This is a genomic window from Micromonospora sp. DT41 (assembly GCF_049841715.1).
Lineage (GTDB): Bacteria > Actinomycetota > Actinomycetes > Mycobacteriales > Micromonosporaceae > Micromonospora > Micromonospora profundi.
Window position 1 is genome coordinate 50023 of record NZ_JBNCKU010000012.1, and the last position, 15195, is coordinate 65217.

The 15195-nt window shown below is 70.2% G+C and carries 16 protein-coding genes, 1 tRNA gene and 1 pseudogene; 8 read left to right on the forward strand and 10 right to left on the reverse strand.

Annotated features, from left to right (window positions below):
* Positions 1-63: 63 nt before the first annotated feature.
* A complete protein-coding gene (locus tag ACLQ23_RS22415) occupies positions 64-291 on the reverse strand; it encodes a hypothetical protein (protein WP_425881035.1) in 228 nt (75 codons plus the stop codon).
* A gap of 258 nt (positions 292-549) precedes the next feature.
* Between ACLQ23_RS22415 and ACLQ23_RS22420 the strand changes: the two genes are divergently transcribed.
* Positions 550-1971, forward strand: coding sequence for a helix-turn-helix domain-containing protein (locus tag ACLQ23_RS22420; protein ID WP_377674899.1), 1422 nt, complete (start codon positions 550-552; stop codon positions 1969-1971).
* On the opposite strand, the gene ACLQ23_RS22425 is transcribed toward ACLQ23_RS22420, so the two are convergent.
* Positions 1972-2538 carry an NUDIX hydrolase gene (locus ACLQ23_RS22425; RefSeq protein WP_425881036.1) on the reverse strand — a complete coding sequence of 189 codons (567 nt, stop codon included), beginning with the start codon at positions 2536-2538 and terminating at the stop codon, positions 1972-1974.
* A gap of 396 nt (positions 2539-2934) precedes the next feature.
* Between ACLQ23_RS22425 and ACLQ23_RS22430 the strand changes: the two genes are divergently transcribed.
* Positions 2935-3126: a hypothetical protein gene (locus ACLQ23_RS22430; protein ID WP_425881037.1), complete on the forward strand. Its 192-nt coding sequence runs from the start codon at positions 2935-2937 to the stop codon at positions 3124-3126.
* 466 nt (positions 3127-3592) lie between these two features.
* Positions 3593-4474: pseudogene (locus tag ACLQ23_RS22435) on the forward strand (tyrosine-type recombinase/integrase); the annotation flags it as partial.
* Positions 4475-4504: 30 nt separating this feature from the next.
* Here the strand turns inward: ACLQ23_RS22435 and ACLQ23_RS22440 are convergent.
* Both ACLQ23_RS22440 and ACLQ23_RS22445 read right to left on the reverse strand, forming a co-directional pair.
* A complete protein-coding gene (locus tag ACLQ23_RS22440; RefSeq protein WP_167946203.1) occupies positions 4505-4762 on the reverse strand; it encodes a Txe/YoeB family addiction module toxin in 258 nt (85 codons plus the stop codon).
* On the reverse strand, positions 4759-5034 hold the full coding sequence (locus ACLQ23_RS22445; RefSeq protein WP_167946201.1) for a type II toxin-antitoxin system Phd/YefM family antitoxin: 276 nt from the start codon (positions 5032-5034) through the stop codon (positions 4759-4761). Before ACLQ23_RS22445 ends, ACLQ23_RS22440 begins: the two co-directional genes overlap by 4 nt.
* Before the next feature lie 248 nt (positions 5035-5282).
* Here ACLQ23_RS22445 and ACLQ23_RS22450 point away from each other — a divergent pair, with 248 nt between their 5' ends.
* On the forward strand, positions 5283-6527 hold the full coding sequence (locus ACLQ23_RS22450) for an IS256 family transposase (RefSeq protein WP_425735785.1): 1245 nt from the start codon (positions 5283-5285) through the stop codon (positions 6525-6527).
* Between the two features lie 88 nt (positions 6528-6615).
* Here ACLQ23_RS22450 and ACLQ23_RS22455 read toward each other — a convergent pair.
* Positions 6616-6687: transfer RNA gene (locus ACLQ23_RS22455), tRNA-Lys, on the reverse strand.
* A 225-nt stretch (positions 6688-6912) separates the two neighbouring features.
* On the opposite strand from ACLQ23_RS22455, the gene ACLQ23_RS22460 reads away from it, so the two are divergent.
* Together ACLQ23_RS22460 and ACLQ23_RS22465 are read left to right on the forward strand one after the other, a co-directional pair.
* Positions 6913-7215, forward strand: a complete 303-nt coding sequence (locus ACLQ23_RS22460; RefSeq protein ID WP_425881038.1) for a hypothetical protein — start codon at positions 6913-6915, stop codon at positions 7213-7215.
* A 136-nt stretch (positions 7216-7351) separates the two neighbouring features.
* Positions 7352-8434 carry an NAD-dependent epimerase/dehydratase family protein gene (locus ACLQ23_RS22465; RefSeq protein WP_425881039.1) on the forward strand — a complete coding sequence of 361 codons (1083 nt, stop codon included), beginning with the start codon at positions 7352-7354 and terminating at the stop codon, positions 8432-8434.
* A 130-nt stretch (positions 8435-8564) separates the two neighbouring features.
* Here ACLQ23_RS22465 and ACLQ23_RS22470 read toward each other — a convergent pair whose 3' ends face one another.
* From ACLQ23_RS22470 to ACLQ23_RS22480, 3 genes are all read right to left on the reverse strand, one after another.
* The gene (locus ACLQ23_RS22470; protein ID WP_425881040.1) at positions 8565-9749 is read right to left on the reverse strand and encodes a hypothetical protein; all 1185 of its coding nucleotides are present in this window, start codon (positions 9747-9749) and stop codon (positions 8565-8567) included.
* Positions 9750-9811: 62 nt separating this feature from the next.
* On the reverse strand, positions 9812-11002 hold the full coding sequence (locus ACLQ23_RS22475; protein ID WP_425881041.1) for a GNAT family N-acetyltransferase: 1191 nt from the start codon (positions 11000-11002) through the stop codon (positions 9812-9814).
* A gap of 51 nt (positions 11003-11053) precedes the next feature.
* Positions 11054-11773, reverse strand: coding sequence for a PP2C family protein-serine/threonine phosphatase (locus tag ACLQ23_RS22480; protein ID WP_053652112.1), 720 nt, complete (start codon positions 11771-11773; stop codon positions 11054-11056).
* Between the two features lie 63 nt (positions 11774-11836).
* Here ACLQ23_RS22480 and ACLQ23_RS22485 point away from each other — a divergent pair, with 63 nt between their 5' ends.
* Positions 11837-12880: a LuxR C-terminal-related transcriptional regulator gene (locus ACLQ23_RS22485; RefSeq protein WP_355587914.1), complete on the forward strand. Its 1044-nt coding sequence runs from the start codon at positions 11837-11839 to the stop codon at positions 12878-12880.
* Here the strand turns inward: ACLQ23_RS22485 and ACLQ23_RS22490 are convergent.
* Positions 12857-13414, reverse strand: coding sequence for a helix-turn-helix domain-containing protein (locus ACLQ23_RS22490; protein WP_355587916.1), 558 nt, complete (start codon positions 13412-13414; stop codon positions 12857-12859). The genes ACLQ23_RS22485 and ACLQ23_RS22490 overlap by 24 nt on opposite strands.
* 50 nt (positions 13415-13464) lie before the next feature.
* Between ACLQ23_RS22490 and ACLQ23_RS22495 the strand changes: the two genes are divergently transcribed.
* Complete coding sequence (locus tag ACLQ23_RS22495) at positions 13465-14733, forward strand: benzoate/H(+) symporter BenE family transporter (protein WP_355587918.1); 1269 nt, start codon at positions 13465-13467, stop codon at positions 14731-14733.
* Here the strand turns inward: ACLQ23_RS22495 and ACLQ23_RS22500 are convergent.
* On the reverse strand, positions 14696-15067 hold the full coding sequence (locus ACLQ23_RS22500; protein ID WP_355587920.1) for a hypothetical protein: 372 nt from the start codon (positions 15065-15067) through the stop codon (positions 14696-14698). The genes ACLQ23_RS22495 and ACLQ23_RS22500 overlap by 38 nt on opposite strands.
* Positions 15068-15195: the final 128 nt, after the last annotated feature.

Genomic DNA, 15195 nt, shown 5'->3' on the forward strand with positions numbered 1-15195 from the left:
CGTCGTACGAGACCCGCCGGCTGCTGGGAGTTGCCCGGCCTGCTGTACCGGCCACGGTTCGGCTCATGAGAGTCTCCCCGGCCCAGGCTTGTTGTATCGATCGGTAGGCAGGCCCCACGTTGGCCTGTGGCTGTCGTGGGAGCGCAGGCGTGCGGCCTGGTCGAGCAGCCGTCGCTGGGCTGCCGCCTGCTCGGCGTCTTGGTACTGCTGTCCGGTCCCCGGCGGCGGTGGTGGCTCGGGCTGCCGCAGTAGCCACCGGATCAGCACGTACAGGTTCGGTCGGAGCGTCACGATCCCGCCTCCTCGCCAAGTGCCGACAGGGCGGACTCGACGGGAGCTTCTGAATCGTGGAGGGTGCCTGCCCACGCCAGCCCCAGCACGTTGTCGGCATCGAAGAACATGTCCGAGACGATTCCGCCGGACTAGGCGCGGCGGCCATGTCGGCTGGTCATGTCACCGTGACATGGGCGGCCTCGACCTGCCCGGACAACATCCCTAGGCTCCAGATCGAGCACCATGAGTAGTCGTCCGACGACGCTTGGAGCCGCTGTGCCGTTCGATCATTTACGGATCCCCGAAGACCTCTGGTCGCGCCAGGACATATGTGCGGCTCTTGCTGCCCGCGACATCGGTGCCCTGTTCCGGCTGTTTACTCGGCACACCGGCGCGAGTCAGACGCGCATCGGGGCCGCCGTCGGCTTGGAGCAGGGCTACGTCAGTCGGATCATCGCCGGCCGGAAGGTGTCCTCCATCGACGTGCTGGAGCGCATCGCCGACGGCTGCGCCATGCCTGACGAGGCACGGATGACGCTCGGCCTCGCGCCTCGCCAGCGGTCATATCGCGCCGCCATGGCCGACCACCGGAACACCCGCCACAGTGATCTACCGGCCAACCGCTCCTGGCGCGAGGACGTTTGCGCTGCCACGCAGTTATGGGAAGGCGACGTGAACCGTCGAGAACTACTCCGCCAAACCGTATTCAGTTCCGCCGCGTACACGCTGCCCGCCCTGCGCTGGTTCACCGCAACCAGCACCCAACCCGTCACACAAGAAGGTCGCCGAACGGTCGGTCAGCCCGACATCGACACCATCCGCGAGATGACCGCCACCTACCGGCGACTCGACAACCAGCACGGCGGCGGCCACGCCCGCGCCAACGTCACCCGCTACCTCCACCACGAGGTCACGCCCCTGGTGACTGAAGGCCGATACGATCCGGCAACCGGCCGCAAGCTGCTCGCCGCCGTCGCCGAGCTGACGCAACTCGCCGGCTGGCAGGCGTACGACATGGCCGAACACGGCCTCGCCCAGCGCTACCTCACGCATGCCCTCGACCTGGCCCGGAACGCCGACGACGCCGGCCTGGGTGCCGAGATCCTCGCCGCGATGAGCCACCAAGCCACCTACCTCGGCCACACCGCCACCGCCGTCGACCTCGCCCGGGCCGCCCGACAGACCGCCCAGCGCGCCGGCATCACCGTGCTGACCGCCGAGGCGCTGGTCATGGAAGCCCACGCCCACGCCGCCGCCCGCGAAGAACATGCCTGCGCCACCGCACTACACCAGGCGGAACACGCCCTCGACCGAGCCGACCGCAGCGGCGACCCGCAGTGGCTGGGCTACTTCGACGAGGCATACCTGTCCGCCAAGTTCGGCCACTGCTTCAACGCCCTCGGCCAACACAGCCAAGCCGAACGCTTCGCCGCCCGATCCCTACAGATGGACGAACGCTACGTACGCGGCAAAGCCTTCAACCTCGCACTACTGGCGACCTCCCAAGCCCGCCAGGACGAACCCGACCGCGCCAGCATCATCGGCGGGCAAGCCCTCACCCTGGCCACCCAACTGAAGTCCGCCCGCGCCGTCCGCTACATCCGCGACCTACAAACGGACCTCATGCCACACCGCCGCCGACCAGCTGTACGACACCTCATCACCCGCATCGACGCGGCTCTCGGCCAACGCCGCTGACTACAACTCGCCCCGGGCCTTGCGCGCGACCAGATCCAACACCGCGATCACCGTACCGGCACCCACGATCTCACCCTGGAAGACGAGATGCCGAGCCTCCTCCAACGGAATCCACGCGACCTGCTCGGCTTCGTTGACATCCACCGCCGCACCGATGTGCTCCGCGCTCCTGGCAAGAAACAGCAGGTTCTCCGCGTCCGCGGTCGCCACCCACGGCTGGAACGACAGCAACGGCTCTACCTCACCCGGACGCCACCCGGTCTCCTCTTCAACCTCCCGGACCGCGCACGCCGCCGGATCCTCGCCCTCATCGACGTAGCCACCGGGCAACTCCCACACCCACCGGTCGAACACGAACCGGTGCCGCCGCATCAGCAACAGCCGCCCCTGACCGTCAAGCACCGCGACCATCGCCGACCGAGGCGCCCTAATCACGTACTGCTCAAACCGCACCCCGTCCGGCAACTCCACATCCGCGATGCTCAACCGGGCCCGCCGGCTACCGTCCACCACCCGCTCACCGTGAATCGTCCACCGCGTCAACCCGACGTCCTGTCCCTCCACCATCCGGCCAGTATCCGACCAACGGCACGGAACCCGCCCCGCACGGCACTCCGCCGATTCAGTTCCGTGCGTGACGACCCCCGTCGGGGGGATGCGGTCTCAAGCTGTCGGCCGCTGCCAACTGGTGGCGATCCGCGTCGACGAGCAGGTGCGGAGCGTCGTCGGTTCACGTTCGCAGTCAACCCGCGTCTGCGCTCGCGCTGCCTTCTTGCTGCCTCGCTGCTGCTCGACGTCTCGCTTACAAGCTCTGGGCGCTTCGTCCGGGATGGTCCGTCCGCGTCTGCGACCTCGGGCGGCTGTCTGTGCTTGGCCGCCGCCGGCTGTCCTCATCTCGGCTGGTTGCTGGCGACAGCGGTTATGGGAAGGCGCGAGTCGCCCATCGAATCCTAGAGTGGCTCCATGTCGGGCCGTCGGGAACGTATACGTCGAGAGTTGGGCGGCTTCCTCAAGGAGTATGGCCGCAGCTCTCGATCTCGCAACGGGATGGATCCCAACGATCGCCAGTACAGCCGCAAACTGGAAACCCAGATCAAGCGGATGCGTCCTGAGGACCTCGACCGCCTGATGCGGGACGACGACAACGACCAGTAGCCGCCGACTGTCAGCTTGGGAATCGGGTTGAGCAGGTGCCACAGGGCGTGGGGACTGCTGGCGACGGAGGATACGGACCTGCCCGCCGGCCATCCAGACGGGGCTCCGCTGGCCGATGTTGACCGCTGCATCGGGCACGGATCGGGCACGACCGGCCTGCGGCTTAGCAGTAGCTGGCCTTAACCGCTAAGCCGCTAGGCGGCTTAATTCAGCTATCAGGCGGGCGGCTTTCCTCGGTTGGCAAGGCATCCGGCAGTCGGTTGTACGACATCCGGGCGCGATGCCCATGGGGCCGCGAAGCGTCCATACCCTCGGTAAGGTGGCTCCGCCGGAAGGATGGTGCCGCTTTGAACGTGCTTGACCTTATAGGTCACATTGCCGACATATCGGCACTACCAGTCGCTCTGACCGGATTTGGAATCACTTATTACCAAATCACGAAAACGCGAGAGGCTGCAGAATCCGCCGGGCCAGCGACGTGCAGACCTGGATCAACGAGGTCGGGCGGACCTGCCAGTGCTGCGCCCAGGGCAAGGACGAGCGGCGCAAGCCCGCCCAGCGTCGCTGCTGTGCCCTCGGCCGGTGCTGCCGGGATCTGCCCTCGGCAACCAGCGTCACGCACCTGCGGACCGTGCTCCGGACGCTGCTGTCCCAGGCGATCACCGAAGGGCTGATCACCCGCAACGTCGCGTCCCTGGTGAAGCTGCCACCGGTACGCAAGCGCAAGCGCAAGGCGTGGACGAGCGACGAGGCGCGGCGCTTCCTGGAGTCGGCCCGCGCCGACGACGACCCGCTCTACGCCGCGTACGTCCTGGTCCTGGTGCTCGGTCTGCGCAAGGGTGAGATGTTGGGGCTCACCTGGGCGGACGTCGACCTCGACGCGGGGGAGTTGACCATCGATCGGCAACTTCAGCGGGTCGGCGCCGAGTTGCTGCACCGGGAGACGAAGACGGCAGCCTCGGACGCCACCCTGCCGCTGCCGGACATCTGCACCGTGGCCCTCGGCCGCCGCCGCGTCGCCCAGACCGCCGCCCGGGATGCCGCCGGTCCGGCCTGGCAGCCGTCCGACCTGATCTTCACCACCCGCTACGGGCGGCCGGTCGAGCCGCGCAACTTCAACCGCTTCTGGGACCGCCGCTGTGACGCGGCCGGCGTTCGGCGGATTACCGTCAGGGATGCCCGGCGGACCTGCGCCTCGCTCCTGGCGGACCTGGACGTGCACCCCCGGGTGGCGATGCAGATCCTCCGGCACGCTCAGTTCGCCATCACCATGGAGATCTACACGGTGGTGTCCTCGGCGGCGACTCTCGACGCGCTCAAGCGACTTGGCCAGACGCTCGACCAATGACCGCCGCGCCGCCGGTTCCGGTCCGGTCCGCTATCGGTCGCCGTAGTGGTACCGGCAGGCGATGATTTCGACGTCGTCCTTGGTGATCCGATACACCAGTCGGTGTTCGCGATCGATTCGGCGGGACCAGAAGCCGGACAGCTCTCCCCGAAGGGGCTCCGGCTTGCCGATGCCCTCGTATCCGTTGCGCATCACGTCCGCGATGAGTTCGTTGATGCGCTTGACGAGCTTCCGATCCGTGTGGCTGAGGTACTGGTTCCACGCCGTCGCGGTGAAAACCAGCCTCACGCGACGTCCCGCACGGTGGCCGGGTCGACCAGATCGCGATCGGCCGCATCGCCCTTCTCCAACTCCGCCATCGACCGGCGCAGCGCGGCGGCGTTGCTCGGGCTACGCAGGAGGTACTCGGTCTCCTTCATCGACTCGTACTCGGCAAGCGGCACGATCACCACCGGCTCGTGGCCGGACCGGGTCACCACCACTTCCTCCGCGTCGTTGATGACGCTGTCGAGTTCGGCGGCCAGGTTCTGCCGTAGCTGGGTGAAGTTGACGGTCCGCATGACCACCTCCATAGCAAGTACAGAAAACTGTACCTTAGGTGGGCCCGCAGCATCATGCATGCACGCATCGCCTGCTACTGCTGTACTTCGCTGCTGTACGGGCCATGCCACCAAGGCGAGAGACCCGTGGGTTACGTCCACGGAAGTGGTGTACGACTTGCCCGTGATGGGCGTGTTGCGTAGATAGGAGACGGCCACCGCGCGATCCTTCGAGACGGCTAAGTCCGAGTGAAGGAGAGTGATGCGCGATGGCCGCATCTGAGAGTGTGAACCCTGTTGAGCTGCTGTGCGAGCAGATAGTGGGCGCGTCGCCGGATGTGTTGCAGGCGATGATCAAGACGTTCGCGCAGGCGGTGATGTCCGCCGAGGCGGACGCGATCTGCGGCGCCGCGTATGGGCAGCGCAGTGACGAGCGGGTCAACTCCCGCAACGGTTACCGGCCGAGAGAGTGGGACACCCGGGCCGGCACGATCGACCTGGCGATCCCCAAGCTGCGCCACGGTTCCTACTTCCCGGACTGGCTGCTGACGCATCGGCGGCGGGCCGAGCAGGCCCTGGTGTCGGTGGTGGCCACGAGCTATCTGCTGGGGGTGTCGACGCGGCGGGTGGAGAAGCTGGTGGAGCAGCTCGGGATCCGGCAGTTGTCGAAGTCGCAGGTCTCGGAGATGGCCGCCCATTTGGACGCGCAGGTCGAGGCGTTCCGCAACCGGCCCCTCGACTCGGGCCATTACACGTTCGTGTGGATGGACGCGCTGACGATGAAGGTCCGCGAAGCCGGCCGCACCGTCAACGTCCACGCCCTGATCGCGGTCGGGGTCAACGCCGACGGCCAACGCGAAGTGTTGGGCCTGGACGTCGCCTCCGACGAGGACGGCGCCGGCTGGCTGGCGTTCCTGCGGTCGCTGACCGCCCGCGGCCTGACCGGCGTGCGTCTGGTCATCTCCGACGCCCACGCCGGCCTCGTGGCCGCCATCGGCGCGGCCCTGCCCGGGGCGTCGTGGCAACGGTGCCGCACCCACTACCTGCGCAACCTGCTGACCAAAGTGCCGAAGTCGGCGCAGCCGTGGATCGCCACCCTGGTCCGCACGATCTTCGACCAGCCCGACGCCGACGCCGTCCGAGCCCAGTTCCAACGGGTCGTTGCCACGATCGAAGCGAAGTTCCCCACCGCCGCCGAGCACCTCGACGCCGCCCACGACGACCTGCTGGCCTTCACCGGGTTCCCACGGGAGATCTGGCGCCAGATCTGGTCCAACAACCCGCAAGAGCGGCTGAACAAGGAAATCCGCCGGCGCACCGACGTCGTCGGGATCTTCCCCAACCGGGCAGCGATCATCCGACTCGTCGGCGCCGTCCTGGCCGAGCAGACCGACGAATGGACCGAAGGCCGCCGCTACATGGGCCTGGACCTACTCGCCAAAGCCCGCATGGTCACGATCAACACCGATCAACACGACACCAACCAGACAGAACCCGCCCCGATCGCCGCATAACATCAGACCGGATCCCGCGATGGCCGTCTCCTACACCACTCGCGCGGACGTGACCGACCCGTGAAGGGCTCGTTGGCCTGCTGAAGAGTGGGCCGCCAGGGACTCGAACCCTGAACCTATGGATTAAAAGTCCACAGCTCTGCCATTGAGCTAGCGGCCCGCGCGCTCAGGTTACCGGACGGTTCCCGCCCACGGCTCTCGGCTTCCGGTCGGCCGTCGATGCCTGTGGCTGGCCGGCACCCACCCGCACCCTGATCGGGTGGCGTCCGGCGTGCTGGAGCCGTCAGTGCCCTCTATCACGGTGGCCGGGCCCAAGCCGGCACGCGGAGTGGATCAAGCAGTTGACCCATGCATGGCTGAGCGCGGCTGGGGAACTGGAACGTGCATGAGGTCGAGCAGTCCCCCGGCCGTTGCGGCGTCCGGGGAGGAGGTCGGGCCGGACGGCGTACGTCAGCCGGGCGGTGAGGTGCACGCCTGGTTGCCCGGCCAGAACCAGACCGTCTGCGGCCTGGCCCTGAGTCGGACCCGGCTGCGTCGCTTCCCACATGTGCGCTTCGACTATTCGGGCACCGACGCGCTTACCGAGGTCGACGCGGTGGGCTGGATCTGCCCGCGCTGCCTGGCGGCCACGGCTGGCCGGCGTGCCAAGGAGAAGCACGGCTGGGTGCGGAACTCCCCTCGGCCTTGATCAACTCGGCTTCCTGGAAGAAGCGGTATCCGGCTGGGCGGGACACCCCGGTTTCCAGGAAATCGAGTCGATCAAGTTGCAGGCGCGCGCCGGGCGGCTGCGGTTGAGCTGCTGCTGGACGGGTACGGGGTCGGACATGCGGATCGTGGTGGTGGGGGCGAGCGGCAACGTCGGTACGGCGGTGCTGCGTCGGCTGCGCCGGGAGCGGGGCGTCGAGCTGGTCGGGGTGGCCCGGCGGTTGCCCGGCCCGGACGCCGGCACGCCGTACGACCAGGTGGAATGGCACTCGTGCGACATCGGCGCGCCGGGCGCGGTGGGGCAGTTGACCGAGGTGTTCGCCGGCGCGGACGCGGTGGTGCACCTGGCGTGGCAGATCCAACCCAGTCACGACCAGCGGGTGTTGCGCCGGACCAACGTCGACGGCAGTCGGGCGGTTTTCGAGGCGGTGATCCGGGCCGGTGTGCCGGCTCTGGTGTACGCCTCGTCGGTCGGCACCTACGCCCCCGGCCCGAAGGACCACCCGATCAGCGAGCGCTGGCCGGCCACCGGGGTGCCCGGCTCGTCGTACAGCGAGCACAAGGCGGAGGTCGAGGCGCTGCTGGACGGGATCGAGCGGGAGCATCCGGCGCTGAGGGTGGTCCGGCTGCGACCAGGCCTGATCTTCCAGCGGGACGCCGGTACGGAGATCACCCGCTACTTCCTCGGCCCGTTCGCGCCGGTACGACTGTTGCGCTTCGGCCGGATCCCGCTGGTACCCGCCAACCGGCGGCTGCGGATGCAGGCGGTGCATGCCGACGATGTGGCTGACGCGTACGCCAGGGCGGTTCTGGGTGATGCGCGCGGCGCCTTCAATGTCGCTGCGGACCCGGTGCTGACTCCGGAGCTGGTGGCCCGGCACTTCCACGGCTGGACCGTGCCGGTAGCGGCGCCGGTGCTGCGGGTGGCGGCGGCGCTGACCTGGCGGGCGCGGCTGCAACCGGTCGACGCGGGCTGGGTGGAGCTGGGCCTGAACGCGCCGCTGATGTCCAGCGAGCGCGCGGAGACCGAGCTGGGCTGGCAGCCCAAGATCGATGCGCTCACCGCGCTGAAGGAACTGCTCATGGGGATGGCCGGTGGTGACCACACCGCCAGCCCGCCGCTGTCCGGAGCCCACGACCTGCCGGGCCGTCCCGCAGGCCTGCTGCGTGCCCGGCAGGCAGGCGAAGGCAACCCCTACTGATCGACCAGCCTGCCGCCAAGGCCAGCTTTCGCCGCACGACCAGCCCTGCCGCACGAACAGCCTCACCACGCCCGCCAGCCCGCCGCACGACCAGCATCGCCGCCCGGCGCGCGGCCAGCCTCAGCCGCGGTCAGGTGAGCTTCGAACCCGTCACCGTGGGGTTGCGGGCACCCAGGAAGAAGATGCCCGGATAGCCGCTGGTTTCGAACTTGCCGCTCGGGTTGCGGCGTAGCGTCGAGTTTTCGATCTTCATGGTGCCGGTGCGGTTGTTGCTCACGAAGAAGATCGCGCCGCCGCCCTCGTTGGCCTTGTTGTTCTCGATGATCGTGCCGGCGATCCGTACGGTGAACTCGTTGCCGTCGCAGTAGATCGCGCCGCCGCTGCCGCCGCCGGGCGTACCGGACTTGGCCGGGTTGGCGCCGTTGCCGATGGCCTCGTTGCGGCTCAGCACGCTGTTGAGCACCACCCACGACACGCCGATGCTGCTCAGCGCCCCTCCGTTCGAGCAGGAGCCGCCGTTGAAGGTGCTGCTCACGACGTACACCGGTTTGTTGTCGTACTGGCTGAGCACCCGGATGGCCGCGCCGCCCAGGTCGGGGCCGGTGCGGTCGCAGCGGTTGTCGACGAACCGCGAGTTGACGACCTTCAACCGCCCGCCGCGTACGAAGATGGCTCCACCGCCGCCACCCTCGGCCCTGTCGCCTGTGGAGTTGCCGTCGGCGAAGGTCAGGTTCTGCACTGTGAGCTGCGGGTGGTCCTGGTTCTGGCAGTGCGAGGTGGTCCAGCCCTGTGCCTCGTCGCAGGTGTTCATGTAGAGGATGCGCCGCTTCCCCTGGCCGCTCAGGGTGACCCTGCCGCCGCCGTCGAGCACGACCTTCGGCCCGTTGGCGTTGCGGACCTTCGCGGTGGCGGCCATCTTGATCGTCACGGGCGCCGGTCCACAGTCGAACGTGATGACGCCGCCGGCCGCGACAGCCTTCACCACCGCCGCGGAGGTACAGCTCGCCGGGGTGCCGGTGCCGACGGTTCGGGTGGGCTTCGAGGTGTCCACAGCGCGTGCCTCCGCCGGCACGGTGGCCTTGCCGTTCGGGTTGCCAGCGGCGAGCGGCTTTGCCGCAGGCTTCGAGCTCGCGCTGGCACCCGGCCCGCCGAGACCGTCACGGCCCGTCGGTGCGACGCCCTGGTCGCCGGTCACCAGGCCCTCCGGCATGTCGGACGGCGTCGCCGCCGGCGCTGGCGGGTTGGACGCGCAGGCGGGCAGGGTCGCGGCGGTGACACCGAGGACCAGCAGGGCGGCAAGCGACGACAGGCGCACCCAGTGATGCTAGGAGCCGCGACGACGCCGGAGCGAATCTGCCGGGCCGGTTTAACCAGCTGCTAAAAGTCGGCGAACAGGTACGGCACCGCGCGGGGGAAGATCCCGCGCAGCTCGGTTGCGGCGTCCACAGGTACGTCGCCAAGCCCGCGCAACGGCAGCTCGGCGGGGTCCAGCACCCCGTACGCCAGGGCGGAGAGCCCGGCGGCGGTGAGCGTTGCCGTCGGCACCCGGGCGCTGTCGTCGGGCAGCAGCTCCAGCGCGCCGGTCGTGCCGTCCAGCAGGTGGTTGCCGGCCAGCCACCGGTCCCCGGTCAGCTCGACCCGGACCCGGCCCGGGCCTGCGGACAGCCCGCTGAGCGCGTCCAGCGACAGCAGCCGTGCCATCGGGGCGGACGCGCCCGGCCGGCCCGCCCGCGCCTCGACGTGTACGTCCAGGTCGGTGCGCCACAGCTCCGGCAACTCGTCCGGCGGGACCTGGACGGTGACCCGGTCGACCTGGTCGATGTGCCTGGCGAAGAACTGCAACAGCAGCGTCCGGGCGAGCGGGTCGGCAACCAGCAGCTCGTTGCCGATGAGCGTGCCGCCGTGGCCGTCGATCCGGTACGTGAGCACGCCGGTTACCTCGCCGTCCACCCGGGCTGTGAGCAGCCAGTGCTCGTCGCGGTCGCGCAGGCCGACGTCCCGATAGTCCGGGAAGATCGAGAAGCCGTGCCGTTCCGTCAGGCAGCGTTCGGTGAACGCGCGCCACGCGGGATAGCCGGCGCGGATCCGCTCCCAGCCCACCTCGCCGGGCAGCTCGGCGCGGACCAGCGACCCCAGATCGGCCGGCGTGAACGCGACGGTGCGCGGCTTGGGCAGCCCGATGTAGCCGAACCGGGCGTAGAAGCTGGGCCGGAACGGGTAGAGCGCGGTGAGCTTGTGCCCCTCGTCGCGCATCTCGTCGAGGAGTTGGTGCAGCAGCCCTCGGACGTGCCCCTGCCGGCGGGCCAGCGGATGGGTGGCCACACCGGCGACGCCGGCCATCGACAGCACCGACCCGCGCAGGTTCTGCCGCATCGGGATGGCTGAGGCGGCAGCCAGCGTCTCGCCGTGCTCCTCGACGGCCAGCGTCGTGTTGCCCTGGTGGTAGGGCAGGTAGTCGCGGAACTCCTCGACCCGGGCGGCACCGAGCGGCGACGACTCGAAGGCGTACGCGGCCAGCGGGAAGCTGGTGGTGAGACGCTCGTCGGCCGTCACCCGTCGGATGGTCATCCGCCCATCCCAACCGGTGCCGCCACCCGCCGCAACCGGATTGCGCCCAGGTCAGCGGGTCGTGACGTCGGAGACCACGACCGTGACGTTGTCCGGGGCGCCGGCGTGGTGGGCGAGCTTCACCAACTGCTCGCCGCACTGCTGACGGTCGGCGTACATGCCGAGCGTCGCCGCGATCGCCTCGTCCTCGACGTAGTCGGAGAGCCCGTCGCTGCACAGCAGCAGCCGGTCGCCGGGAACGACTGTGAGCACACCGACCGCCGGTGGGGTGTCGGCACCCTGCACGGCCCGCGTCACCAGGGACCGCTGCGGGTGGTGCCGGGCCTGGTCGGGGGAGAGCGTGCCCTGGTCGACAAGTGCCTGCACGAATGTGTCGTCCCGGGTGAGCTGGGTCAACTCCCCGTCGCGCAGCAGATAGCAGCGGGAGTCACCGACCTGGGCCAGCACGAGCGTCTCGCCGGCCAGCAGCGCGGCGGTGAGCGTGGTGCCCATCCCCTCGCGGGCCGGGTCGACGGTGATGGCGGCGTGGATGCGCTGGTTGGCGGTGCTGACCACGGCACGCAGGGCGTCGGCGGCCCCGTCGGGGTCGGTGGGCGGGGCCAGCTCGTCCAGAATCCGGATCACGATCTCGCTCGCCACCTCACCCGCGGGCAGCCCGCCCATGCCGTCGGCGACGGCGATCAGGCGGTCACCGGCGAGGGCGGAGTCCTCGTTGTTGGTGCGAACCAGACCGATGTCGTTGAGGATGACCGAGCGGAGGATCAGCGTCATGGGGACAAGCTTGCCAAGAACACCCCGCCTTCGTCTCTACGCACTACTGCGTAGGGTGAAGAAATGATGCCGGTGTCCATGGTCGGGCGCGCCGGCGAGCTCGCCGAGCTCGACCGGGCATGGTCCGCGGTGGTGTCGCCGCGCCGGCCGGCGCCGAGCGTCGCGGTGCTCACCGGAGCGGCCGGGGTGGGCAAGAGTCTGCTGGTCGCAGCCGCCGTGGACGCTTTCACGCCGCGTCCCGCGCTGATCCTCTCCGGCGCAGCCCGGGTGCACGGCCCTGCGCCGTACGACTGGCTGGCCGCGGTACTCACCGGCCGGGACACCAGCCGGCTCGGCCTACCAGCGGACGCGTTGGCCTGGTTGGCCCAGCAGCCCACAGCACCCCGCGAGCGGTACGCGCCCGGCACCCTGCTCCGCCTCGCCGTGCGGACCGTCCAGTTGCTCGTCGGTGCCGGCCCGGCCGTACTGGTCGTGGACGACCTGCACGCGCTCGACCCGGCCAGCGTCAACCTGGTCGGTGAGTTGGCCACCGTGGCGGCCCTGCCCGCCCTGCTGGTGGTGGCGAGCCGACCGCCGGCCGACGCGGTGGCACCGGAGCTCACCCGCCGCGCGCTGGCCCGGCTCACAGGCGTCCGGGGCGCCGTCCGCCAGCACCTCGGCCCGCTGCGTCCGGCCGAGGTCGCCGAGATCCTGACCCAGGTGTACGCCGGCAGCCGTCCTTCCGGCCGGTTGGTCGCTTCGGTCTGGCGGTGCACCGGCGGCAACCCGTACGCGTTGACCGAGTTGCTTGCCGCGCACGCGGGAGAGGGGCCGGACGTGTTGCTGCGTCGGTTGCCCGGCCCGCGCCAGCCGACCCCACCTGTCGATCGGGTGGCGGATGCCGACCCGGTCGACGCGCTACCGGACGTGGAGTTGACCGCTCGGGAGGTCGAGGTGCTGGGCTGCCTCGTCGCCGGCATGTCCAACAAGCAGGTCGCGAAGGCGCTCGGCATCTCGGTGCGTACGGTCACCGTGCACGTGTCCAACCTGCTGCGCAAGACGGGCTCGGCGTCGCGTACCGAGGTGGCGCTCTGGGCCGTCCGCTCAGCGGCGCGGGTAGCGCAGTAGCAGGCTTGCGGTGACCTCCTCGTCGCCGATCGCCGTGTAGCTGTGTGGCACGTCGGAGACCCAGCGGAGGTGGCCGCCGGCCGAAGCGGTGAGCGGCGCGTCGGCCGGGCCGGCACGTAGCAGTCCGGCGAAGACGGTCAGGTGTTCGGTGACCCCTGGGTGGTGGGCGGGGGAGAGTTGCCCCGGCCCGGGGGCCACCCGGATCCGATACAGCTCGTAGGTCGCGTCGGAGTCGGTGAACACCTCCAGCAGGGTGGCGGTGACCGCGCTGCCGTGCACGGTGGGTACGCCTGCCGGCTCGGCGAGTACGGCGGTCAGCGGCACGCCGAGTTGTGCGGTGACCGCCCAGAGCGTCTCCAGGGTCGGGTTGCGGGTGCCGTGCTCCAGGCCGGAGAGCGTGGCCTTGCCGACGCCGGCGAGCCGGGCCAGCGCGGACAGCGAGATCCCCCGCTCCTCGCGCAGGGCGCGTACACGGCGGCCCACGACGGCGGGATCCACGTCGAGGCCCGGACGCCGGGCCGGTGGGTGCGGCATCCGCATATCGTGCTACAACTGTCGTTCCGTAAACGGAACAGGGGGCGGGAGTGGCCGGACGGGCTCAACCGTTGCTTGCCGGCGTGGTGACGGCGCTCGTCGGCTTCGCCAGCTCGTTCACCGTCGTGTTGGCCGGGCTCCGGGCGGTGGGCGCGTCGGACGCGCAGGCGTCCTCCGGCCTGCTGGCCCTCTGCGTGGCGAGCGGGCTCGCCGCTGTCTGGCTGGGCTTGCGCCACCGGATACCGATGAGCGTCGCCTGGTCGACCCCCGGCGCGGCGCTGCTGGTGGCGACCGGGCCGCAGCCGGGCGGGTGGCCGGTCGCGGTGGGCGCCTTCCTCGTGGCCGGCCTGCTGATCGTCGCGGCGGGTCTGTTTCCGCCACTTGGCCGGGCGGTGGCCGCCATCCCCAAGCCGGTGGCCGGCGCGATGCTCGCCGGTGTGCTGCTGCCGCTCTGCACCGCTCCGGTCCGCGCGCTTGTCGAACTGCCCGCGGTGGCCGGCCCGGTGGTGGCCGGCTGGCTGCTGCTGTACCGGTTCGCTCGCCGCTGGGCGGTGCCGGGCGCGCTGCTGGTGGCAGTGGCGGCGATAGCGCTCACCGCGCCGCCAGCAGGCCTGAGCGGGGTCACGCTCACCCCTACTGTCACCTTCACCGCGCCGGCCTGGAATGCGTCCGCGCTTGTCGGGCTCGCCCTTCCGCTGTTCCTTGTCACAATGGCCGCGCAGAACGTACCCGGCATGGCGGTGCTGGCCGGCTACGGCTACCGCCCGCCCTTCGGCGCCGCGCTGCGGACCACCGGCCTGGCCAGCCTCCTGGCCGCACCGGCCGGCGGGCACGCCGTGAACCTAGCGGCGATCACGGCCGCGCTGGCCGCCGGTCCGGACGCCCACCCGGATCCGGAGCGCCGCTGGGTCGCCTCGGTCACCGCTGGCGTCGGCCTGGCCCTGCTCGGGCTGGGCGCGGGGGTGGCCACCGCGCTGGTGTCGATCGCCCCGCCGATCCTCATCGAGGCGGTCGCCGGGCTGGCGCTGCTGGGAGCGCTTGCCACGGCGCTCGCCGCAGCGGTGGCCGATCCGGACACCCGGGAGGCCGCCGTGGTCACCTTCGTGGTGACCGCCTCGGGGGTGACGCTGATCGGTGTGGGCGGCGCGTTCTGGGGCCTGGTCGCCGGTTGCCTGATGCTGCTGCTGTTCCGCCGCAGGCCCGACCGGCCCGGTCCCTCGGAGAGACCCGCACCCGATCAGCGACCTGGCAGCGCCGAGGTCGAAGCCGCTCGGGACCAGGTCACTCCTCGGGTGGCAGGTCGGCCACGTCGACCGTGAGGCTCACCCGCCCGTCGGTGACGGCGGCGATCCGGTCGGCCGGGACGTACACGGCTCCGATATCTGCCGACTCCGTCGAGACCTTCAGGTAGCCGGTGTGCAGCAGTCGCGCCGCCAGGTCGGCCGGTACGTCCGGCTCCTCCACGGCGGTCGCCTCGATCAGCTCGTCCAGGCTGCTGCCCGGGTCGGCGGTCGGAGACTGCACTGTCACCGCGTTCGGGTCACCCCGTTGGACGAGGTCCACGGTCCCGATCTCGGTGCCGGCGACGTCGATCACCGGCATTCCGGTGGTGATCCGCGAGATGGTCGCCTGCTGCGCGTCCTGCTGGTCCATTTTTCAGCGGTTCCCGGGGCAGCGCGTCGCTAAACGCCGGTGCCGACCCGCTCGACTAGCGGTCAGCCGGGTAGCGACCGGCGGCGGGGCGGTGGGCCCGGAGAGCGTGATTACTCTGAGGCATAAAT

What these genes read in the sequence shown, in the direction of transcription:
- ACLQ23_RS22475 (WP_425881041.1), bottom strand. Translation starts at nt 11,002, where the DNA reads ATGACCATCCGACGGGTGACGGCCGACGAGCGTCTCACCACCAGCTTC.
- ACLQ23_RS22490 (WP_355587916.1), bottom strand. Translation starts at nt 13,414, where the DNA reads ATGCCGCACCCACCGGCCCGGCGTCCGGGCCTCGACGTGGATCCCGCC.
- ACLQ23_RS22465 (WP_425881039.1), top strand. Translation starts at nt 7,352, where the DNA reads ATGCGGATCGTGGTGGTGGGGGCGAGCGGCAACGTCGGTACGGCGGTG.
- ACLQ23_RS22485 (WP_355587914.1), top strand. Translation starts at nt 11,837, where the DNA reads ATGATGCCGGTGTCCATGGTCGGGCGCGCCGGCGAGCTCGCCGAGCTC.
- ACLQ23_RS22445 (WP_167946201.1), bottom strand. Translation starts at nt 5,034, where the DNA reads ATGCGGACCGTCAACTTCACCCAGCTACGGCAGAACCTGGCCGCCGAA.
- ACLQ23_RS22500 (WP_355587920.1), bottom strand. Translation starts at nt 15,067, where the DNA reads ATGGACCAGCAGGACGCGCAGCAGGCGACCATCTCGCGGATCACCACC.
- ACLQ23_RS22430 (WP_425881037.1), top strand. Translation starts at nt 2,935, where the DNA reads ATGTCGGGCCGTCGGGAACGTATACGTCGAGAGTTGGGCGGCTTCCTC.
- ACLQ23_RS22425 (WP_425881036.1), bottom strand. Translation starts at nt 2,538, where the DNA reads ATGGTGGAGGGACAGGACGTCGGGTTGACGCGGTGGACGATTCACGGT.
- ACLQ23_RS22480 (WP_053652112.1), bottom strand. Translation starts at nt 11,773, where the DNA reads ATGACGCTGATCCTCCGCTCGGTCATCCTCAACGACATCGGTCTGGTT.
- ACLQ23_RS22460 (WP_425881038.1), top strand. Translation starts at nt 6,913, where the DNA reads ATGAGGTCGAGCAGTCCCCCGGCCGTTGCGGCGTCCGGGGAGGAGGTC.
- ACLQ23_RS22450 (WP_425735785.1), top strand. Translation starts at nt 5,283, where the DNA reads ATGGCCGCATCTGAGAGTGTGAACCCTGTTGAGCTGCTGTGCGAGCAG.